Origin of the sequence: Paenibacillus massiliensis 2301065 = DSM 16942, assembly GCF_000377505.1 — a bacterium.
Taxonomy (GTDB): Bacteria; Bacillota; Bacilli; order Paenibacillales; family Paenibacillaceae; genus Paenibacillus; species Paenibacillus massiliensis.
The window spans coordinates 155,276-176,659 of record NZ_KB898197.1; the positions used below are offsets into that span (position 1 = coordinate 155,276).

Below are 21,384 nucleotides of genomic sequence, written 5' to 3' on the forward strand. Positions count from 1 at the left end.
CCCATGCTGGGGAACCGTTATGGGCACATGGACATGCTGGAAGTGCTAGGAAGCCATATGCTACAATGAACCATGAATTGGAACGTTGTAAACAGAGTACATGCGGAAAGAAGGTAGGATGTGGACCTGTTATCAAGCATCATTGAACAGCTCTTCGAGTGGATTCGAGGGCTGGGTTATTTTGGGATTATGCTCGGTCTGATGATCGAGGTCATACCTAGCGAGATCGTGCTGGCGTATGGGGGATATCTTGTATCTGAAGGACAGATCAATTTCTTTATTGCCGTTATTTTCGGTACGATCGGCGGGGTGCTCGCACAGCTCTTTATCTATTGGATTGGCAAGTATGGTGGTAGACCGGTGCTGGAGAAGTACGGGAAGTACATACTGATCAAGAAAAGTCATATCGACCATGCGGATGCCTGGTTCAACAAGTATGGGACTGGAGTGATTTTTACAGCCCGTTTTATCCCGGTAGTACGTCATGCCATCTCCATCCCGGCCGGGATTGCTCGTATGAGTGTTTGGAAATTCATTCTATTGACGACACTGGCTGTTATTCCGTGGAGTGTATTGTTTATTTATTTAGGGATGGTGCTGGGCAGCAGCTGGTCGCAGATTGATGAGAAAGCTACACCTTACGTTACGCCGATTTTGCTGGTAGCTCTTGCCGCCATGATTGTCTATTTTCTCGTAAAGTGGCTGATCGCCAAAAACAAGAAAGGGAGTGTATAGCATGAGTCGAACCAACGTATCTCAGTATTTTGGCAAAGGATTGTCTGGTGAGCAATTCATGGAGGTCATGACGAAGAATCAGGAGGCTTTCCGCTCCTGGTATGACCAGTTCTCCTGGGCGAATGAAGAGGACCGCGAGTTTTTTGAAAGTCTGAATCACCGGGATGATCTGCGTGTGCTTATACTGGCAGCTGACTGGTGCGGCGATGTAGTTCGGAATGTGCCTGTAATATTGCGTGCACTGGAGCACAGTGGAGTACCGACTGAAATTCTGATTCTGGAGAACCATGAAGCGCTGATGGATGACTTCCTGACGATGGGGGGGCGTTCAGTCCCTGTTGTAATCGTGGCAGACAGCGGCGGTCATGTGCTGGGACGCTGGGGCCCTCGCCCGGCCCATGTACAGGAAGTTATGGTGCGCTTCAAAACAGAGAACCCTGATCGTGAAGCAGCGGATTATCAGGACAAGCTTATGGTGGCGCGTCAAGAGATGAAGGAGCGCTACGGAGAAGGAACAGAGATTCATGGCACGATCGTACAAGAATTGCGTGAGCTATTGTCAGGAGTGTAGAAAAGGATGACATTATCTATTCGTAGCTTCACGCTGGGCCCTCTGCAGACGAATGCTTACCTGCTGCAGGGGGATGACCCCACGCGTGCGCTTGTTATTGATCCCGGAATGAATCCGGGAGCGTTGATTCGTGCAGTCGAGGGCCTCACCGTTGAGGCGATCGTGCTGACACATGCACATTTCGATCATATGGGCGGAGTGGATGAACTGCGGAAGCTTCATAACTGCCCCGTATATTTGCATGCGCTTGAGTATGAATGGCTGGCGTCGCCCAAGCTGAATGGCTCTACCATGTGGCCTGATGTTACGACTCCACTCCAGACAGACCCGCCTGAATATGATCTGGCCGATGGGCAGAAGCTGGAGCTAATTGGCCATAGCTTTACCGTCCTCCACACACCTGGGCATTCACCGGGAAGTGTCAGCCTGCAAATCAACCAGCATCTATTCGGCGGAGATGTGCTGTTCCGAATGGGTGTCGGTCGTACCGATCTTCCAGGCGGCCGGGAAAGGGATCTCTTCGATTCCCTCTCACGTCTTTTTGCATTGGGTGATGATGTCATTGTCTATCCTGGCCATGGGCCGAAGACAACGATTGGCTATGAGAAGCAGCATAATCCTTACGTTAGGTAGACACAGTTGATCAGTAGAACGGATCGATTGTTTGTCTCCATGAAAATGCAGCAATCGACGTTTTTCTTGCGAAATCATCTGGACAAGTGATGGAAGGTTTGCTAATATAGCCTTATTACATGTTACATATTAACTTTGCGAAGCACGCAGACTGTGGATTTAAGCCCGGTTTGCGTTCTTTTTTTGTCTTTTTTTAGGTTTTCGATACATTAAGGGTGGTCGGTCGGGGTGCACAAGGGGGATTCCATGAAGCATAGAGGAAGAAAGAAAGTACCATATTCGGGAGTTCTATATTGGAGTGATGGGGCAGAAGCTACAGGTGTCCTGATGGCAGTGGATGTATCGCGCGCGGTCGATCAGACAGAATCCAGAGATTACCGGAGGTCGAGCAGGGGATGGCGCAGGGAAGCGAACAGTTATGAAGATAGAGGATCGCTTGCTAGCAGAAGCACAACAGGCCGGGTTCAGGTTGTGACTTGGGGAGGAAGAGAGAACGTACGTAGCAGATTAGCAAGACATCCCTGGCTCGTATGGCTGCAGCAGCACCGGGACCAGCGCAGATCATAGCATCGGATGCTAGAGTCATAGTATCTGGCAGAGTCTCACCAGGGGACACTATTCGGGGCGATGTACAACAGGGATATTGGAGTCTTCACTGGCTATTACTGCGCTTATATCAGCAGATGACCTACAATTAATGATAGGCATTATCATTTGATGATAGACATTATCATATTTTTTTAGTAGACTAGGCAGATAATCCAAGACAGCCGGGGAGGTAGACGATGCACCGTTTAGGAGAGAAAATTGTAATCGTCGCGGACGCCTTTGAGCAAAGTCTTCCAATAGGGGAGTATGGTTATATCATTGCATATGACCGTAACCCGGATAATGCATTTGATTATATTATCCGAGTGCCCAAGGCCAACCGGAATTTCTTTGTTCCGGAACAGGACGTAGAGCTTGAGGAGAGCATGCTTAAGCTTGAGGCAGAACGCGTCGAACGCGAAGCGTTGATAGACTATGCACTGGCTACACATAATGAACGATTGTTCCGAAGCATCATGAATGGTGATCAAGAGCAAGAGCAAGCGGAAGAGAATGAGGCGGTTACAGAGCCGTTGTCACAGGCGGAATTTATCAAACAAATTAATTTGCGTGCTTGGATATGAGGAGCCGGCCTATGCCGGCTCTTTTTTGCAAGGTGTGACATTGAATTGTCCAACATTCTACAATATAATTAAAAACGTTATTTTAAAGGGGAAATAGCCCCGTTAGCTACTTGATTTGCCAGAATGAATGCACTGGATATCTGACCTGTCATGGGGACCAGATACAGTCATTCTTGCTGAACATATATTTTGCATGTACCACACCGATCCATAAGGAGGAGCCGACATGAGTATTTCTGCTGATAACGTACGTCATGTAGCCAAGCTGTCCCGTTTGAACCTGACAGCCGAGGAAGAGGAGATCATGACCGGGCAATTAAACGCCATTCTGAAGTATGCGGAGAAATTAAATGAGCTGGATACAGATGAGGTCGAGCCAACAACACATGTGTTGCATGTCAGCAATGTGATGCGTGAGGATGAGGTGCGTCCGAGCCTCTCGTTGGATGAGGTCATGTTGAATGCACCAGATGAGGAAGAAGGACAATTCAAGGTTCCGGCGGTGCTGGAGTAATCATCGAAAGATTGAAGGGAGGAAGCTTCACTTGAGTTTGTTTGAACATACATTGCCAGAGCTACAATCCAGATTGGATCGCAAAGAACTGTCAGTTACGGATTTGGTAGAGCAGGCTTTTGAGACGATTAGTCAGCGTGAGGAGAAGGTTAAGGCTTATATCACTATTGATGAGGATGGCGCGCGTAATGCCGCTCGAAGACTGGACGACCAGCTTGCTGGTGGGGAGAAGCGTGGACCACTGTTCGGTATTCCGGCAGGGATCAAGGACAATATTGTTACCAAAGGTCTGCGGACGACATGTGCCAGTCAGTTCCTTCGTGAGTTCAATCCGGTATATGATGCTACAGTAACAGGCAAGCTTCGTGATGCTGGCGTCATCACATTGGGCAAGATGAATATGGACGAATTCGCGATGGGAGGGTCTAATGAGAACTCCAGCTTCTATCCGGTCAGCAATCCATGGGATCTTGAACGTGTGCCGGGCGGCTCCAGTGGCGGCTCAGCAGCAGCTGTGGCTGCCGGAGAAGCCTACTTTACACTTGGCTCGGATACAGGTGGCTCCATTCGACAGCCGGCATCGTATTGCGGAGTAGTTGGATTGAAGCCAACCTATGGTCTTGTATCGCGGTTTGGACTGGTGGCATTTGCTTCCTCACTGGATCAGATCGGACCGATCACCAAAAATGTTGAGGACTCTGCGTATGTGCTGCAAGCCATTGCAGGCTATGATGGGTCAGATTCTACCTCGGCGAAGGTCGATATTCCTGATTATACATCGGCACTCACTGGTGACGTGAAAGGATTGCGGATTGCAGTTCCTAAGGAATATCTGGGAGAAGGCGTTGATCCGCAGGTAAAAGAGACTGTACTGCAAGCGTTGAAGACACTGGAAGGGCTCGGTGCTTCATGGGAGGAAGTATCGCTCCCACATACGGAATATGCAGTGGCGACATACTATTTGCTGGCTTCTTCAGAGGCTTCCTCGAATCTGGCAAGATTCGATGGTGTCCGCTATGGCGTACGTGCCGAGAATCCGGACAACCTGCTCGATCTGTACCATCAATCGAGAACACAAGGCTTTGGAGATGAAGTCAAGCGCCGGATTATGCTGGGAACCTATGCGCTTAGCTCAGGTTACTATGATGCATATTATCTGAAGGCACAGAAAGTACGAACATTGATCAAGCGCGATTTTGATCAAATATTCGAGAAATATGATGTCGTTATCGGACCTACAGCCCCGACAACAGCCTTCAAGCTGGGTTCTCAGGTAGATGATCCACTTACCATGTATTTGAATGATATCCTGACGATCCCTGTCAGTCTCGCTGGTGTCCCTGCTATCAGTGTGCCTTGCGGCTTCGCCGATGGCATGCCAGTAGGTCTGCAAATTATCGGTAAACCATTTGATGAATCTACCGTATTGCGTGCCGCACATGCGTTCGAGCAGCATACGGAATTCCATAAGCAGCGTCCGCAGCTGTAATCGGTCCAGAAGGAGGGGAATCAATCGTGTCTACAACTACATCAAAATACGAAACGGTCATTGGACTGGAAGTCCATGTAGAGCTACATACACAATCCAAAATATTCTGTGGCTGCTCAACGGCGTTCGGCGCGCCACCTAACTCGCATACTTGCCCGATCTGTCTCGGGCATCCTGGCGTGCTGCCTGTGCTGAATCGGCAGGCTGTCGATTATGCGATGAAGGCCGCGATGGCTCTGAATTGTAAAATCGCTGACGTAAGCAAATTCGACCGGAAGAACTATTTCTATCCAGATTCGCCGAAGGCTTATCAGATCTCACAATTTGATCAGCCGATCGGTGAGCACGGATGGATCGATATCGAAGTGAACGGGACAACGAAGCGTATTGGGATTACAAGACTGCATCTGGAAGAGGATGCGGGCAAATTGACCCACGTGGATGGCGGATATGCTTCACTTGTTGATTTCAATCGAGTCGGCACACCGCTTGTGGAGATCGTATCCGAACCGGATATTTCTTCACCAGAGGAGGCTAAAGCATATCTGGAGAAGCTACGTGCGATCATGCAGTACTGTGATGTCTCTGACGTGAAGATGGAGGAGGGCTCCCTCCGCTGTGATGCCAACATCAGTCTCCGCCCTCATGGGCAGGAGAAGTTGGGTACTCGGGCAGAACTGAAGAACATGAACTCGTTCCGTGGCGTTCAGCGCGGTCTGGAATACGAGCAATTCCGTCAGGAGCAGATCCTCGAAGAGGGCGGAAGTGTCGTACAGGAGACGCGACGCTGGGATGAGAGTCAAGGGAAGACCTTCTCCATGCGTGGTAAAGAAGAATCCCATGACTATCGTTATTTCCCAGACCCGGATCTGGTGACGCTGCATATTGACGAAGCCTGGAAAGAACGGATCAGAGCTTCTATTCCAGAGCTTCCAGATGAACGCAAAGCCAGATATACATCCGAATACGGGCTGTCGGCCTATGATGCGGAGGTAATTACTTCCTCCAAGCCTCTAGCTGATCTGCTGGAATCGAGCCTGGAGTACACCAAGGATGCCAAGGCTGTAGCCAACTGGATTATGGGTGATCTTCTGGGTTATCTGAACAGCGCGGGTGTGGAGCTGACAGAGGTTCCTTTGACAGGACAAGGCCTCGGTGAAATGATCGGTCTGCTTGAGAAAGGAACGATCAGCAGCAAGATCGCCAAGACGGTGTTCAAGGAAATGCTGGAGAGCGGCAAGCGTCCTGAACAGATCGTCGAGGAAAAAGGTCTGGTACAAATCAGTGATGAGGGTGCCATTCTGACAATTGTCGAGCAAGTGGTCGCAGCTAATCCGCAATCCGTAGAGGATTATAAGGCAGGCAAGCAGAAGGCCATCGGCTTCCTGGTCGGACAAGTCATGAAGGAAAGTAAAGGCAAAGCCAACCCAGGACTGGTGAACAAGCTTCTGGCTGATGTGCTGAGCCGTTAACAACAACAGTAGCCATTCGAGGGTAAGCGATGCAAGTCCCGAATGGCTTTTACTGGGAGGGCTGAACGATGATTACTCCGTTATCTTTACAGGATCAAGACACCTTGGAGCAGCTATGGCGCCTGCAGCATATTGCGTATAGACTGGAGGCAGAGCGCATCGGATTTCATCAGATCCCTCCACTTATGGATACTTTAGATACATTACGAGCCTGCGGAGAGCAGTTTTATGGCCGATTGGATGAAGAGGCAGAGATCATAGGCGCAGTGGCTGTAGAAGAGGGTGCGGACTCTATCTGTATTTCCAGAATGATGGTACACCCAGATTGCTTCAAGCAAGGGATAGCCAGCTCTCTAATGGAGTATGTGCTGGAGCAGTATAGTACGGTTCCGCTAAAGGTGGTATCTACCGGTGCCTTGAACCTTCCGGCTGTGTCGTTGTATCAGAAATACGGCTTCAAGCCTGTGAGCTCGGAAGAGATTGCGCCAGGCGTGGAATTAATCACCTTTCATCTGAATAGCATGTAGAAGCTCCTGATGGTGATTAGGGGCTCTTACATCGCCCGGCACACTGAACCGCGGCTACTGGGAGGGATTATCACTGGAAGATCCGTGGATCATTAGCAATGTGCAAATCTTGGGTAGGCTATTGCTTGCACTATTATTAGGCGGACTTATCGGGTACGAGCGAGAGCGCTCCAACCATGCAGCCGGACTGCGGACGCATATCCTTGTATGTGTAGGCTCCACGCTCATTATGATGCTTTCAGTGTATGGATTTGCCTCATTCATTGACGAGCCTAATGTCCGTATTGACCCTGCGCGTCTGGCGACTGCCGTAATTACGGGAGTCGGCTTTCTGGGAGCAGGAACCATCTTGTTCACTGGAAAATCCATTACGGGTCTGACGACGGCAGCATCTATTTGGGTAGTAGCAGCCATCGGTCTGGGTGTGGGAGCAGGCTTTTATTTTGCCTCCATCGTGTCTACGGTTATTGTTCTCCTTAATTTATGGATATTCAACAAGATTGAGCAGCGTTATATGAGTGGTCAGAAGGTTCATATTATTATTTTAAAAGGCTTTTCTTCACCAGGCTTGCTGGAACGAATCTCGGATTTTATGAACGAAGAAGAGATCAAGATTAAGAAGGTCACCATCAAGGAAGAGGATTCAATGTCGATCGGCAGGCTTCCATCTGAGGGCAAGGCAGTTGAGATTCAGATGGAGGTGCTGTGCAAGCCCGGGTTTGACCAGCTTCGAATTGCGGGAACGCTGCGTAACTGGGAAGAGTTATCCGGAGTGTCGGTGGAGTAATGCATAATCAAGGGCCTTCTGCTGCTGCGGAGGGCCTTTTGGTGCTATCCAGTTTTTTTACAGTTACTCTTACTGTAGAATGGGGTACTATTTTAAGATAAAAGAAATCATACGTTTTCAACGGGGCTGAACAACTCATTATCGCAAGACAAACTTCGACTAAGTGCGGCCTGTCTTCTGTGAAGGAATGTGGCTAGACATGTTTCATATCCTATCCGAACGTAAAGACGATATAGTATGACGGAGTTGTACCAGGGTTAAGACATATACGATCTTATGATCTTTGCTTAAATGAAGAATGCGCAAATGTACAAGATAGGAAAGCTGTCTGGACAGTAGTGAGGAGGAGCGATGCAACCGAGAAGGTTTTTTAGAGGTATACAAAGGCAGACCAAAGGACGGCCGCGTAAGCTAAGGCCACGTCTCCGCAAGTTCATATCTGTTCTGCTAGCTGCACTATTGCCGGGAGTTGGCCATCTCTCGTTGGGCCTCTATATGCGGGGGCTGACTTTCCTGATGCTACTGCTGCTGGATATTTCAGCTATGCTTTATGTATCCTCCGTGGGTCTGCAGATCAATGTACCTTTGCTGATTCTGTTAGGTATCTTCATTCCGGTACTATATTTTTATAATGTGTATGATGTACTGCAATCAGCAGACTACATCACGCTGTATCGCAGGAAGCCAAGACGACTGTCTCCTCGTAGTACTGCTGATCAGCCGCAGAGCAGATTCGATGCATGGGAGCAGGGAACTACGTTTGCGCTCCTGCTGATCCTTGGCGGGGGACTGATGGTTTTATTTCACACCAAGCCTCGTTGGCTGGGAGAGTTCTTTGCTGCTTACGGCTTTGTCCTGACTGCACTCTTGCTTGTGGGCGTAGGGCTGTTGCTGTTCATTCGTGAGATGGGAATCTCCGTGAAACGGCAGCGCGATCTCCGGGAGAAGGGGGAATAATGGGCGTGAACAGCAAAATCAGAGTTGGGCGCTATACTTCCTCCTTACTGCTATTGGTAGTTGGTGTTCTCTTGTTATTGGATCAAATGAACGGAACAGAGCACATGATGCTGCTATTGAAATGGTGGCCGCTGATCTTCGTCAGTTGGGGACTCGAATATTTAATTATGCTTGTCAGTGTAACGAGAAATGGCAGGAAGCCGCATCGAATGCGGCGTTTTCGTCCAGATCTGAAGGGGCTTATGCTGGCTATCATTTTGTCCGCTTCGGTGTTCATAGTGACTGAGCAGCACCATTATATGCATTTATGGAATAGAGTTAGCATCAATTTAACGACAGCCTCAATGGATTTTAGTGAAGAGGCTGACAATCGCTTATCAAAAGGAAGTGTGTTGCTGCCCTTGTCCATGGATACGGAAAGCCTGCTCGTCGAGTCGGTGAACGGTAATATTCGATTGATTCGGGGGCCTGTATCCCACGTAGAGGTTCATTCGACGGTATGGGTCGATCAGGTAAGTAGTGTGGAAGCTGCAGCTATTGCCGAAGCCTCCTCCATTGATATATCCAATGGGACAAGCATACAGGTTCATACGCAAGGACAAGCATACGGCCAGTCAGGCAAACGTCAGCCGTTAATCAACCTAACGATCGTCATTCCGGAGAATCGCCGCCTCAATATGGACATTCGGACGTCCAATGGCAATATTACCGTAGATCGCGTCGATGCTATCGACCGTATGAATTTGCAGACGGGGAATGGGCAGCTTATCGTACAGGATGCTATTGGGGATGTAAATGGGACAACGTTGAACGGGAACGTCGATGTGCACCGTGTAGACGGAAACGTGGACATGAAGACGAATCGGGGCAGCATGCTGGCAGGAGATATCAGCGGTCTGGTGTCCTACTCTACACAGGTCGGTGATATTCAGATTGCCCGTACAAATGGCAAAGTTACGGCGGACACCAAGAATGGCAACATTATCATAAATAGCGCGGTATGGAATGTGAATGCGAATTCGCTGAATGGTAGCGTATCGATTCGTACAGATCGCATTGGTGGAGACTGGAATGTGTATAGTGCGGTTGGGGACATTGTGCTCTACCTGCCACCGGACGGTAATTTTACATTAGAGGGGTCAAGCAGCTATGGGCGTCTGTCCACGGATTTCCCCTTCTCAATCGAAGGGAAAAGCATCACAGGTGTAGTAGGGCTTGGAGCATACAGCGTCAAGGTTGAGGGCAACAGTGACCTCACTGTGAACCAGACTGAGCTGCCCCCGCCAGTAGAGGAGCCTGATACGGAGACAACTGATCAGGGTGAAACTGACGAGGTTGATTCTGATCAGGAGGGGCCGGCTGCTAGCACGAATAGTGAGGCTTTCGGGGAATCAAATACGGAGGATACCAATGCTGGAGAAGCTATAGGAGATCCTGCAGAGGGGTAGCCTGAGGACTCAGCCGTTCCCTGCGTTGACAAGAAAGTTGATATCAATTTACAATATATTTAAAATAAGATGATTAAACATATGATGAAGAGACGTTAACGATTGATTAAGGCGGTGGGTATAATGGCAACTCGAGTTCAGCATGCATTGCAAGAACTGAAGAAGACCGGTGTACGTATAACCCCCCAACGCCATGCGATATTAGATTATTTAATGGAATCCATGGCGCATCCGACGGCAGATGAGATTTATCGGGCGCTGGAACCCAAATTTCCCAACATGAGCGTTGCGACGGTATATAACAATCTAAAGGTATTCATCGAGTCTGGAATGGTGCATGAGTTAACGTACGGAGACAATTCAAGCCGCTATGATGCTAATGTGTCCGATCACTACCATATCGTGTGTGAGAGCTGCGGGAAGATTGAGGATTTTAGTTATCCATCCTTGGTGGATGTGGAGCGGCATGCCGCACAGATGACCGGGTTCGAGGTTCGTGGGCATCGGTTGGAGCTGCGAGGAGTATGCAGGTCTTGCAGGTGACTCGGAAATTCACGTACAATACGACGTGTGGAGCTATTCAGCTCTGCACGTTTTTTTATTGTCCAGATAGCGAAGGGTAGGTATTAAGTAATTTAGAAACGCTCCCATTCCTTGGAACGTATTACAATCTAACGACATGAAGCTGTTTTAAATCGAAAATGAACATTGGAGGCCCATTTTGACTAGAATGAATCGACAACGCCGACATAAAGGGAAGGCGATCAAACGAACGTTTGGACTTTTTTTTACTGCCATAATTCTATGTGTACTTGCTGTTGTCTGGTGGGGAAATCCGCTGCATGAGAAGCTAAGTTGGGGAGTAGCTCGCCCGATTTTTGTGGAGGGACAACTGACAGACTATAGTGCGGTTGGTGAGGGGGATACGCTAAGCCTGCCGTTGGAGGTCATTCAGCAATATGTTAATTCGGCTGTATGGCATGAGGAGAGTACGGATTCGGTCGTTCTGTCTACTCGGCAGAAGGTCATGCGCTTGATCGTTTCGGAGAACGAGGCTGAATTAAATGGAAGTGCGTATGCATTAACAACGGTGGTGACCGAGAAGGATGGAGTGATGTATGTTCCTTTTCAGGCCATTGCTGAAATATATGGGGCAACTGTTCAGGAGGATGCGACGACAGGAGCGGTACTGCTTATGAGGGCAGGGGAGCAGGTGGATACCGGAAATGTATCGACTCCAAGTGGCAAAAGTGATTCAACAGCACCTCTTCGTTCAGAGCCGTCCAAGTATGCACCGATCTTAGCGGATATGCCACAAGGCACAGTCGTGAAGTTATGGAGTGAAGCGGAGGGCTGGTATTATGCCCAGATGGACAACGGGGCTACAGGCTATGTACAAGCAAATGATATTAGCCCTGGTACAGCTCTTAGCGTGGCACCTCTTGAAGAGACACTTTCATTATCAGAGCAGCATTGGGAGGATAAGCCTGTCAACCTCGCCTGGGAGGCTGTCTATTCGCGCAATCCGCGAACCGCTGATATTGGTTCAATGCCCGGGGTGAATGTCACAAGTCCGACATGGTTCGAGATTACCACACCTGAGGGTAAAGTGAATAGTAAAGCGAACATGGATTATGTCCGCTGGGCTCATAACCGTGGCATGGAAGTGTGGGGACTGCTGAGCAACAGCTTTGATCCTGATCTGACAACCGAGGCTCTCTCGACCTATGAACGACGCAAGTATATTATTCAACAGACGATTGATCTCGCGAAGTCGTATGATCTGGACGGTATTAATATAGATTTTGAAAATGTCTACACCAAAGATGGACCTTATGTTACTCAGTTCATGAGAGAGCTTAAGCCACTGGCACGTGCTAACGACCTGATTCTCTCTATTGATGTGACTCCAAAATCCAATAGTGAGATGTGGTCGGTGTTCCTGGACCGCAAGTCACTGGGCGAAGTCACTGATTATATGATGTTGATGGCGTATGATGAGCACTGGGCTGCCAGTCCGAAGGCAGGATCAGTCGCTTCCCTTCCATGGACAGAGAGTTCAATTCGCCGCATTCTTGACGAGGACTCCGTGCCTCCGAAGAAGCTGGTGCTTGGAATCCCGCTGTATACTCGTGTGTGGTCCGAGGAAGAAGTCAAAGGGGAGACGAAGGTCAGCTCCAAGGCTGTTGGAATGAGTACAGCGGCAAGCATTTTGACAGAGTTCAAGCTGGACAAGGAATATCTGGAGGATGTCGGACAAAACTATGTGGAATACAAGGAAGATGGCATAGTCAAAAAAATCTGGCTGGAGGATGAGGTGTCGCTGCAGGCGAGAGTTGAGCAAGCGAAGTCTTTCGAGCTGGGGGGCATTGGTGTTTGGAATCGCAATTTTGCAAATGATACGGCGTGGAAGGTACTAAGCAAGTTCAATACACAGTAGCTTATGTGGATATGTTTTTATGTAGATATGAGATATGTAGAGATGGGCGTATAAAATATTTAATGAAATTCACCCGTAAAGTGTATGGTGATCTAAGCAGGAAGTTGGAATTGCAGTGTAGAATACTTCGGATAAGGGATACTTATTTCATTATTGGAGAATTGTAGCATTGTTATTCAGACTCAAATTTGGCGGAGGTCGCCATAATGGCTATGGAGGGTGACGTGCAGTTAACAAAATTCAATGTGCTGTCTATGGAGTGGATGAAGGAGCCTGCCATTGGAGCGATAGCTTGCAGGCGTAACGGAACGAGTTTTCACGGGTCATTGATTCATGATTTTGGCGTATTGATTCTGATCGTCTATGAACAAGAGTCTCGAGAAGATTCCATGGAGCATGCGATGTTGGGAGATACTACATGCCAGATTCTTCATGTCCATTTAAAGCAGCTTCGTCGCTGGATCATTGATGGAGAACGTTCTGATCTTGTCAATTATCTGTTGGAGGGCGATATTTTATGGGAGACGGATCATAAGATTCAACTGCTAAGGCAGGAAATTATGGCCTTTGAGGGCACGCTGCGTGAGCAGAAGCTATTCCATGAGTTCGCCGCCTTCCTGAATCACTATGTACTTGCCAAGCGCTGTATGAAGGAAGGGCAGTCGTTGGATGCTTATCACCGTGTGCTTCAGGCGCTGCATCACTGGGCATGCATCGAATTAATTGATCGGGGAATCCTGCCAACCGTGAACGTATGGCAGGAGGTACAAATGGTTAACAAAGGCGTGTACAAGTTGTATGAGGAATTGACACTAAGTATAGAAACTGTGGAGCAACGGGTGGAATTGGTACTGCTTGCCTGTGAATTCTCGGTTATGTCCAAAATGGCCGATTGCTCTGTCCTGCTCTTCCGCATTCTACGCAGCCGCCGTGAGCCATGGTCCATACAAGAGCTGATCAATCATCCTGAGCTGATCCACGTCAAGTTCGAGCTGCCACTTGTATTGCGTAAGCTGGTCTATCGTTCCTTTATTAAAGAGATTGCCAAGAGCGGGAGCAAGGCTACTTACTATAATGACAAGCCGAATGAATTGCGATACTGCTCATATTAATGCATCTGAATATTATTGCAAAGGCAAGCCAACTTCGTGCTGGCTGCTATGTAAGTATGGCACGACTTCCTTAGTCTGTTAAGGGGGTCGTTTTTTATTATATTAGTTATTTTAAGGAATAATTAGGGATTAAGCACCATCTTAATTGGGAATAAAATACTATTTTATGGTATTTGTAGATCATATATAATAAATTTTAACTAAATTAACACTCGTAAAGCACACTACATAAATACTAACTCCTAGGCAACCACCAGCCAGCAAATAGACCAAGTACGTTCACATCCCAGGACCATCACATCCCAGGACCATCACATCCCAAGACCTTTCACAGAGCCTTTCTTAAAACGAACCTCGCTGACCACACACATGACCAGACGACACAACTAAATAGAAAAGGTGAAGATATGATCAGAGACAAAAGAGAACACCATTACTCGTGGCGGCAATTTTTTGAACTGATTCATAAGTCGCGGCCAAGAACTACTCTGTTCGTCGTTGCTTGCCTTATAAGTTCACTTAGTGCCGTGTTGACGACATTTATCCCTCATTTCCTGAAAATGATAGTGGACGCCTATACACAATCAGGCACCTTTAATGGCTCAACCTTTGCAGGTCTGGGGGGCTTGTTCATTTTCGTAACCATCACAGGCGTGCTGTCGAGTTATTTACTTAGCAAAGTAGGATTAAGTGTTGTTGCTAATCTAAGAGCTCTAACTTGGTCTAAAATTGTGAAGCTTCCCACTCCATTTTTTGATAAAAATCAGTCGGGGGATGTCTCAAGTAGACTGGTGAGTGACACGACGGTTATTTACAATCTGGTTAGCCATTCGTTCTCGCAATTTATCAATGCAACACTGTCGCTGCTGTTTTGTGGTTTTTGGTTATTTTACTACAGCTGGAAGCTGTCATTGATCATTGTTGCTGCAATTCCTTTGTTTTTGCTGTTCTTCATTCCACTGGGCAGAGTGCTATCGCAGCTATCGAGAGAATTACAGCAATCCACGGCGAAGCTTAATGTGAAGGCTATCGAAATGATTGCAGAGAACAAGCTGATCAAGTCATTCACAGCAGAGCATAATCAGATCGAGAAGGGGCACAGCATCATACAGGATTTAATGCGCATTGGTCTAAAACAGGCCAAATGGAGCGCCGCCGTTACTCCATTTCTTAATATGATCATGCTGTTCATCATTGTGGTGATCATCGGGTATGGTGGCATGCAGCTTGCGAATGGTGAATTGTCACCGGGAACCTTTATCGCATTTCTAACCTTGATCTTCTACATAATGAATCCACTATCCAACTTTGGCTTATTCTTCTCCCAGCTGCAGAAGACGAAGGGGGCCACAGAACGTATCTCGCAATTACTCGCAGAGGAAGAGGAGAATCTGAGTGCCGGGAAGCTGCTAGCTCCAAATTACAAGGGAATTGAGCTCAGAAATTTGAGCTTTAGCTACAGCACACATGAGCATTCTGCGTTTGGGCTGGAAGACATGAATCTGAGCCTGCAAAAGGGAAGCACCTATGCTTTGGTTGGGCCGAGCGGGAGTGGTAAAACGACGTTGTTGGCCCTGCTGGAACGTTTTTATCAGCCGACAGGGGGAAATATCTTCGTAGACGGTGAGCGTATAGAGGACTTCTCGTTGCACTCCTGGCGATCTCAGATTGGATATGTCTCACAGGAGCATACCTTGATTAGCGGTACTGTTAGGGAGAATTTGATGTTCGGTCTGGAGCAGCATCTGAGTGAAGAGAAAATCATAGATGCGTGCAAAATGGCAAATGCCTGGGAGTTTATCAACGATCTGCCTAACGGAATGGATACGTATATTGGAGAAAAAGGCCTGAATTTATCTGGTGGGCAACGGCAGCGAATCGCTATCGCTCGAATGTTCCTCAAGGACCCGGAGATTATTTTGCTTGATGAGGCGACCTCCAGTCTGGATAGCCAATCTGAAGAGAAGGTGCAATCCGCGATGAAGAAAGTTATAGAGGGTAGAACAGCTATTGTCGTTGCACACAGACTGTCCACCATCATAGATTCCGAGCACATTATCTTCATAGAGGGTGGCAGAATCACCGGCCAAGGGAGACATGAAGAGTTACAGCAAACGCATGAATTGTACAAGCAATTCTGTGAATTACAATTTAATACAGCCATAAGCGAAAAAAGGGGTGAACTACTTGTCCATGGATAAAAACCAACTCTATCTGAATTATCTGGGTGACTCCGATTATTATACAAGGATGATGACAGGGGATCACACGATAGGCTACAAGGTAAAGGAATTATCTGAGGATTGCATAATCAATCAAGATCATCATTCCCCCTGGGTGATGTATAGCTTCACAGGTAAGAGCTTGAAGGATCAGGGCTGGAAAATTCATGTCAGTGCCACAATGGATAACGCGCACACTATTTTAGAAACGGTGAGTCAACAATTAGTGAAACGGAAGGTGGCCTTCAAGCACCTTGTTAGTGAACGGCAGCTGCATAGCGTCAATTCTAAAAATGGCAACAGGATATCATCAGGGAAATTCATAACCATCTACCCTGCAACGGATGAGGAGTTCCTGGAGCTACTCCATGTGCTGCATGAGGCAATTCGAGATGAAGATAACGGACCCTACATCCTCAGCGATAAATGCTGGAAGGATAGCAATCTATACTACAGGTATGGGGGATTCAGAAGTATTCAAAATGAAGAAGGACAGTTATGCATCAGAGATGAATCGGGCAATCTCATCCCGGATAACCGAACACCTTATTATCAGGTGCCTGAATTTGTGAAGGAATTCGACATCTACCTGGATAGCCATAACAACATACCAGAGAATGAGGCAGACAGCTCCGGCCTCCAAGCGTATGAGATCCAGCGGGTCATTCGCTTTAATAATGGAGGCGGAATATATTTGGCAGAGCGAAAGTCGGATCACATGAAGGTTGTCATTAAAGAGGCAAGGCCCAAGGTCGGTCTGGACGGGCAGAATAAGGATGCTATAGATCGGCTAGTTAAAGAGCATGAGGCGTTGTCCTTGCTTGCGGATGTAAAGGGTATAGTGAATGTTGTAGATTGCTTCAAAGCTTGGAAGCATCTTTTTGTAGTAGAGGAGTTTGTAGAAGGGATCGATCTCAAGAGATGGTTAGCGGCTCATTATCCATTTCATCGATTGAAGAATACAGCATTGTATGTGTTGAAGGTTCAGACGATCATAACCAGCCTGATGACTATTGTAGCTGAAATGCATGACCGCCAGGTTGGCATGGGGGATTTACAACCATCCAATGTCATGATTACTGAAGATTTGAAGGTCATCCTTATTGATTTTGAATCTGCGAGCGATAAGGACAGTGAAGAGAAGGCAGCTATTCATACCATTGGCTTTTCAGATACGCGCAATAAGAATCATAAAGAACGCGATTGGTACGCTGTTAAGAAAATCTTGAGATACTGTGTACTGCCTATAGGTCCTGTCGATAACATTGAGCGCAGTATATCGTTCTATCACAATGAATGGATCAGAAGTGAGTTTGGTGAAGTGTTCCATAATTTCGTCAGGCATGTTGAACAGCAATGCGATGAGAATATTACAGCTGCAAAAGAGCAAACGTACCCTGACGAGCAGGTCATTGTATCATTGATGTCATCTAGTGACATTAGCTCTGTCATTCAGGGGCTGAGTAGAGGAATGCTAGCCAACTTGGTACCAGAGCAGGGCCTCGTTCATGGTGATATCAGACAGTATGAGAATTCAGGTGGCTTAATCAATGTATTAACGGGCGGTACTGGCGCTGCATTGGCTCTTCACAGAACAGGCTATATGGATAGTCGGGTCAATGAGTGGTTGGAGGCTAGCGTTTTATCCCATAATACCTTGGAAGGCGGACATGGACTGTTGGTAGGCAATGCTGGGATAGCCTCCACGTTGTACGAGTTAGGTTATACAGGAGAAGCACTGAAAAGGTTCTCTCATATTGAATATGACGATTCCCATGATGTCTCGTTGAGATCAGGGCTTGCGGGTATGGGATTGGCGTGGTTGAGCCTGTATCTGGAGGAGCGTAAGGAAGCATATTTAGACGAGGCAAGACGCATCATTGCCAAAATTATATCTGTGATGGATCAGAGACGACCGTTAACGGTGACTGATTGGGCGGCTGTTCCTATAGGAATGATAGATGGGTGGTCGGGTGTATCCGTGCTGTTCAGCGCCATGTATGCTGTTACTGGAGAAGAGGACTGTTACATTCGAGCTAGGCAATTAATTGAGACGGATCTGGAGCATTCACATCGGGATGAAGAAGTGTTGGTCCTGCAAGCAATGGATGAGAAGAAACGAGTGCTTCCTTATCTATCTGGGGGATCGATAGGTATCGGGGTCGCGATCTGGTATTTCAACCATGTTACTGGGAAGAGACACTATGAAGAAGAACTGAAGTTGATTATGAACCTGAATGATATCAGGTGTACCTTCAGCGGTGGAATATTGGATGGGGCAGGGGGCTTCCTGTTACTGCCATGTCTCATTGAAGATGCTGCTGACGTGCGACAAGAACATGTCAAGCTATCCTTGCAGCGATTACAATTGTTCCTTGTAGCCCGGCAGGATCAGATACATTTTTCTGGGAATTTTGGATATCGCTTATCTGATGATTGGTACACCGGAAGTGCGGGTATAATGCTTGCTTTACAAGGTTTGCAGGAGTCGAATCCGCTGTACTGGCTTCCACTTATTCATATTAATCAATTTGTGGCGAAGACTTCTTATAAGAGGAATGAAGCTCGGTTCTCAGTACTTTCAACAGATAGACAGTGAATAAAATACAGATAACAACGTGTTAATATTATTTTGATGGAATGTGAACTTGCACACATTTTTGAAAGGGGGTGAGAAGATGAACGACGTATTGGCGCTGCAAAAATTGTCTGCGAAAATTGGCGATGAGCAAGAGGCATTTCCAATTACGATTACGTGGACAGTAACTACAGTAACAGTAGGCTGGTCCACAGCTAGCAATCACTGCTAATGATCGTAGCAAGCTTTATGAAGCGTGTTCTACACCATGTCATCTAAGCTATTGTCACATATAAAATCCATATAAAACTAAATCATGAGAGGGGAATATAAGATGAACGACGTATTGGCGCTGCAAAAAATGTCTGCAAAAATTGGCGATGAGCAAGAGGTATTTCCGATTACGATCACTTGGACAGTAACTACGGTAACTGTAGGCTGGTCTACAGCGAGCAATCATTGTTAATTTAGAATTTCATATTTTTTGATAAAATAGAATCATATTACTTAACCATCAGGAAAAAAATAAGCTCGCTTATTTTTTTCCTGATTTCATTTAAGAGGGAGGACCTATGGAGGAGCCAATCCTTGAGGTTAGAAATGTGAGCAAATCTTATTCGAAATCAGACTTTCAATTGAAGGATGTAACCTTCTCCATTCCCTATGGCACAATCACTGGATTTATTGGTGAAAATGGAGCGGGAAAAACGACGATGATGGGGATCATACTAGGCACATTGCATAAAGATCGGGGAGTGATCAAGCTCTTCGGTAAAGAATTGCTCGAAGCTGAGAAAGAAATTAAGGAGCAAATCGGTGTTGTATTTGATTGTGCAAATTTTTCGCCTGGACTGGATGCGGTGAGGCTGGGCCGAGTATTGAGAAATGTCTACGAACGATGGAATCAGGAGAAATACCTATACTTTCTAGACCGCTTCTCTTTGCCGAGCAACCAAAAGCTTAGCGGCTATTCTCGTGGAATGAGTATGAAATTAGCCATCGCTGTGGCTCTATCACACGATGCTAGGCTATTGATTCTTGATGAAGCCACTTCTGGGCTGGACCCTGTTGCACGGGATGAGATTCTTGAGGTCTTTTTGGATTTCGTGAGTGACAAACGCCGCTCGATTCTATTATCTTCTCACATTACAAGTGATATCGAGAAAATAGCGGATGATCTAATATTTATTAAGCGCGGAGAGATTATCCTACAATGTGCGAAGGAGAAGCTCTTAAGTGTCTTCAGTATTGCGCAATACGATACTCATATATGGAACGAATTGAAGGGAGATCTACCTGATGTAGCAGCATACGTGCAGAAAGGAGATATTATTCAGGCATTGATTGCTAACAAAGATACAGCACTTACCGAGAACATCCAACCTAGCATAACCATTGATGATATTACAAAGCTGCTAATGAAAGGGGAGCGGGCATGAGAGGACTAATTCTGAATAACTTGTATTCTTTAGAGAGCCATCTCAAAATTTCGTTTCTGATTGTAGGCTTGGTTAATATAATGCTGTTTTTTATGGATACCCCTGCTGCAGCACAAGTGGCCGTTATGCTGTCTATTATTTTAATTCCTGCTAATGCATTTTCGCTAATGAAGCAGCACAGCAGTGCTGGTTGGGATCGTTATGAGCTTACCTTGCCCCTTGCTAGGCAGCAGATCATACAAAGCAAGTATGCTACATTTATACTGCTGTTATTGCTGAGCGTCTTCGTGACCCTGTGTATTCAATTAATTATTATCGCATATAGAGCTGAGTCCCTGTGGCCCATGTACAATCTTGTACCACGTGGCTCAGGGATTATATTATGTAGCGCTGCTTTGACCTATCCATTAGGCTATGCAATGGGCCCGGATAAAGCGGAGATCATGATGATTTTGAGCATTATTTTTTCTTTTGGTGTATTTGGTGCGGTATTCGGAGTGTATCATGCTCTTGTTAATCATGTAATTGATGAACAGTTCTCCAGCTTGTTTCTAATGGTTGCCATCTGTCTCTTTGGGCTTTCGTATTTTGTAACCAGTAAGATATATAGCAGGAAGGAGTTCCGATAGTGGCTACTACATGCATTCGCGACAGCTATCCGGATAGGTCTGAATAGCTGGGGGATCATGAAAAACGCTAAAGCTCACAATGAAGGTTGACTGCTTGCTGGTAGCTATGATACATTATAACTCGTCTTACTTCGCTTGATTTTGAGAACAATAAATTTTCGACTAACTAAATCGAAAAAAGTTGTTGACATTAAAAAGCGAAACATGTTACACTATAAAAGTCGCCGCTGAGATGTGGTGATCCGCTAAAAAGGAATACCTAAAGCGGTCAGGCCTTGAGAATTAAGGCTGAAGTTGATCTTTGAAAACTGAACAACGAGTGAGCGGATTTTGTGAAGCAAAATCCAACGCGAAGGTTTTTGGTACATGTCTTTGACTGTATGGAAACTGGAGCAAAACAATGAGATATGAATCTCGTCAGATTCAAAATGAGCTATCGCTCTTTTCAATAACTTTATTGGAGAGTTTGATCCTGGCTCAGGACGAACGCTGGCGGCGTGCCTAATACATGCAAGTCGAGCGGACTGATGAAGAAGCTTGCTTCTTCTGAGGTTAGCGGCGGACGGGTGAGTAACACGTAGGCAACCTGCCCTTTGGACTGGGATAACTACCGGAAACGGTAGCTAATACCAGATAATTCACTTCTTCGCATGGAGAAG

Annotated in this window: 21 protein-coding genes and 1 rRNA gene; all 22 read left to right on the forward strand. The window is 46.7% G+C overall.

Annotation, left to right across the window (positions count from 1 at the left end; genetic code table 11):
• Positions 1-120 precede the first annotated feature (120 nt).
• A complete protein-coding gene (locus D328_RS0122605; RefSeq protein WP_018887332.1) occupies positions 121-735 on the forward strand; it encodes a DedA family protein in 615 nt (204 codons plus the stop codon).
• 1 nt (position 736) lies between these two features.
• Positions 737-1,306, forward strand: coding sequence for a thioredoxin family protein (locus D328_RS0122610; protein ID WP_018887333.1), 570 nt, complete (start codon positions 737-739; stop codon positions 1,304-1,306).
• A gap of 6 nt (positions 1,307-1,312) precedes the next feature.
• A complete protein-coding gene (locus D328_RS0122615; protein ID WP_018887334.1) occupies positions 1,313-1,939 on the forward strand; it encodes an MBL fold metallo-hydrolase in 627 nt (208 codons plus the stop codon).
• Positions 1,940-2,185: 246 nt separating this feature from the next.
• On the forward strand, positions 2,186-2,506 hold the full coding sequence (locus D328_RS0122620; RefSeq protein WP_018887335.1) for a hypothetical protein: 321 nt from the start codon (positions 2,186-2,188) through the stop codon (positions 2,504-2,506).
• Between the two features lie 218 nt (positions 2,507-2,724).
• On the forward strand, positions 2,725-3,111 hold the full coding sequence (locus D328_RS0122625; protein WP_018887336.1) for a hypothetical protein: 387 nt from the start codon (positions 2,725-2,727) through the stop codon (positions 3,109-3,111).
• 226 nt (positions 3,112-3,337) lie between these two features.
• Positions 3,338-3,625, forward strand: a complete 288-nt coding sequence (gatC, locus tag D328_RS0122630; protein WP_018887337.1) for an Asp-tRNA(Asn)/Glu-tRNA(Gln) amidotransferase subunit GatC — start codon at positions 3,338-3,340, stop codon at positions 3,623-3,625.
• A gap of 31 nt (positions 3,626-3,656) precedes the next feature.
• The gene (gene gatA / locus D328_RS0122635) at positions 3,657-5,114 is read left to right on the forward strand and encodes an Asp-tRNA(Asn)/Glu-tRNA(Gln) amidotransferase subunit GatA (RefSeq protein WP_018887338.1); all 1,458 of its coding nucleotides are present in this window, start codon (positions 3,657-3,659) and stop codon (positions 5,112-5,114) included.
• A gap of 26 nt (positions 5,115-5,140) precedes the next feature.
• Positions 5,141-6,586 carry an Asp-tRNA(Asn)/Glu-tRNA(Gln) amidotransferase subunit GatB gene (gatB, locus tag D328_RS0122640; RefSeq protein WP_018887339.1) on the forward strand — a complete coding sequence of 482 codons (1,446 nt, stop codon included), beginning with the start codon at positions 5,141-5,143 and terminating at the stop codon, positions 6,584-6,586.
• Between the two features lie 68 nt (positions 6,587-6,654).
• Complete coding sequence (locus D328_RS0122645; protein ID WP_018887340.1) at positions 6,655-7,113, forward strand: GNAT family N-acetyltransferase; 459 nt, start codon at positions 6,655-6,657, stop codon at positions 7,111-7,113.
• Positions 7,114-7,186: 73 nt separating this feature from the next.
• Positions 7,187-7,900 (forward strand): MgtC/SapB family protein, encoded by a 714-nt coding sequence (locus D328_RS0122650; protein ID WP_025677875.1) that lies wholly within the window; start codon positions 7,187-7,189, stop codon positions 7,898-7,900.
• A 351-nt stretch (positions 7,901-8,251) separates the two neighbouring features.
• Positions 8,252-8,857, forward strand: coding sequence for a hypothetical protein (locus D328_RS0122655; RefSeq protein WP_033413526.1), 606 nt, complete (start codon positions 8,252-8,254; stop codon positions 8,855-8,857).
• Entirely contained in the window at positions 8,857-10,305 is a 1,449-nt protein-coding gene (locus tag D328_RS0122660; protein WP_018887343.1) for a DUF4097 family beta strand repeat-containing protein, read from the forward strand. The genes D328_RS0122655 and D328_RS0122660 overlap by 1 nt, the downstream gene beginning before the upstream one ends.
• A gap of 123 nt (positions 10,306-10,428) precedes the next feature.
• Complete coding sequence (gene perR, locus D328_RS0122665; protein ID WP_018887344.1) at positions 10,429-10,848, forward strand: peroxide-responsive transcriptional repressor PerR; 420 nt, start codon at positions 10,429-10,431, stop codon at positions 10,846-10,848.
• Positions 10,849-11,035: 187 nt separating this feature from the next.
• The gene (locus tag D328_RS0122670; RefSeq protein ID WP_018887345.1) at positions 11,036-12,745 is read left to right on the forward strand and encodes a glycosyl hydrolase family 18 protein; all 1,710 of its coding nucleotides are present in this window, start codon (positions 11,036-11,038) and stop codon (positions 12,743-12,745) included.
• Positions 12,746-12,951: 206 nt separating this feature from the next.
• Positions 12,952-13,857, forward strand: a complete 906-nt coding sequence (locus D328_RS29605; protein WP_018887346.1) for a nucleotidyltransferase-like protein — start codon at positions 12,952-12,954, stop codon at positions 13,855-13,857.
• 407 nt (positions 13,858-14,264) lie between these two features.
• Entirely contained in the window at positions 14,265-16,058 is a 1,794-nt protein-coding gene (locus tag D328_RS29610; protein WP_051091189.1) for an ABC transporter ATP-binding protein, read from the forward strand.
• Entirely contained in the window at positions 16,051-18,678 is a 2,628-nt protein-coding gene (gene lanKC / locus D328_RS0122685) for a class III lanthionine synthetase LanKC (RefSeq protein WP_033413569.1), read from the forward strand. The genes D328_RS29610 and lanKC overlap by 8 nt, the downstream gene beginning before the upstream one ends.
• Before the next feature lie 79 nt (positions 18,679-18,757).
• Positions 18,758-18,889 (forward strand): class III lanthipeptide, encoded by a 132-nt coding sequence (locus D328_RS31360; protein WP_018887349.1) that lies wholly within the window; start codon positions 18,758-18,760, stop codon positions 18,887-18,889.
• Between the two features lie 102 nt (positions 18,890-18,991).
• Entirely contained in the window at positions 18,992-19,123 is a 132-nt protein-coding gene (locus D328_RS31365; RefSeq protein WP_018887350.1) for a class III lanthipeptide, read from the forward strand.
• A gap of 106 nt (positions 19,124-19,229) precedes the next feature.
• Positions 19,230-20,096 (forward strand): ABC transporter ATP-binding protein, encoded by an 867-nt coding sequence (locus tag D328_RS0122700; RefSeq protein WP_018887351.1) that lies wholly within the window; start codon positions 19,230-19,232, stop codon positions 20,094-20,096.
• Positions 20,093-20,725, forward strand: coding sequence for an ABC-2 transporter permease (locus tag D328_RS0122705; RefSeq protein WP_018887352.1), 633 nt, complete (start codon positions 20,093-20,095; stop codon positions 20,723-20,725). Before D328_RS0122700 ends, D328_RS0122705 begins: the two co-directional genes overlap by 4 nt.
• Before the next feature lie 454 nt (positions 20,726-21,179).
• Positions 21,180-21,384 (forward strand): 16S ribosomal RNA (locus tag D328_RS0122710); the annotation flags it as partial.

Bases quoted from the DNA above. Each gene is read 5' to 3' on its own strand.
- D328_RS29610 (WP_051091189.1), top strand. From the start codon at position 14,265: ATGATCAGAGACAAAAGAGAACACCATTACTCGTGGCGGCAATTTTTT.
- D328_RS0122610 (WP_018887333.1), top strand. From the start codon at position 737: ATGAGTCGAACCAACGTATCTCAGTATTTTGGCAAAGGATTGTCTGGT.
- gatC (WP_018887337.1), top strand. From the start codon at position 3,338: ATGAGTATTTCTGCTGATAACGTACGTCATGTAGCCAAGCTGTCCCGT.
- D328_RS31360 (WP_018887349.1), top strand. From the start codon at position 18,758: ATGAACGACGTATTGGCGCTGCAAAAATTGTCTGCGAAAATTGGCGAT.
- lanKC (WP_033413569.1), top strand. From the start codon at position 16,051: ATGGATAAAAACCAACTCTATCTGAATTATCTGGGTGACTCCGATTAT.
- D328_RS0122655 (WP_033413526.1), top strand. From the start codon at position 8,252: ATGCAACCGAGAAGGTTTTTTAGAGGTATACAAAGGCAGACCAAAGGA.
- D328_RS0122620 (WP_018887335.1), top strand. From the start codon at position 2,186: ATGAAGCATAGAGGAAGAAAGAAAGTACCATATTCGGGAGTTCTATAT.
- D328_RS0122705 (WP_018887352.1), top strand. From the start codon at position 20,093: ATGAGAGGACTAATTCTGAATAACTTGTATTCTTTAGAGAGCCATCTC.
- D328_RS0122645 (WP_018887340.1), top strand. From the start codon at position 6,655: ATGATTACTCCGTTATCTTTACAGGATCAAGACACCTTGGAGCAGCTA.
- D328_RS0122625 (WP_018887336.1), top strand. From the start codon at position 2,725: ATGCACCGTTTAGGAGAGAAAATTGTAATCGTCGCGGACGCCTTTGAG.
- D328_RS0122700 (WP_018887351.1), top strand. From the start codon at position 19,230: ATGGAGGAGCCAATCCTTGAGGTTAGAAATGTGAGCAAATCTTATTCG.
- D328_RS31365 (WP_018887350.1), top strand. From the start codon at position 18,992: ATGAACGACGTATTGGCGCTGCAAAAAATGTCTGCAAAAATTGGCGAT.
- perR (WP_018887344.1), top strand. From the start codon at position 10,429: ATGGCAACTCGAGTTCAGCATGCATTGCAAGAACTGAAGAAGACCGGT.
- D328_RS0122615 (WP_018887334.1), top strand. From the start codon at position 1,313: ATGACATTATCTATTCGTAGCTTCACGCTGGGCCCTCTGCAGACGAAT.
- D328_RS0122660 (WP_018887343.1), top strand. From the start codon at position 8,857: ATGGGCGTGAACAGCAAAATCAGAGTTGGGCGCTATACTTCCTCCTTA.
- D328_RS29605 (WP_018887346.1), top strand. From the start codon at position 12,952: ATGGCTATGGAGGGTGACGTGCAGTTAACAAAATTCAATGTGCTGTCT.
- D328_RS0122670 (WP_018887345.1), top strand. From the start codon at position 11,036: ATGAATCGACAACGCCGACATAAAGGGAAGGCGATCAAACGAACGTTT.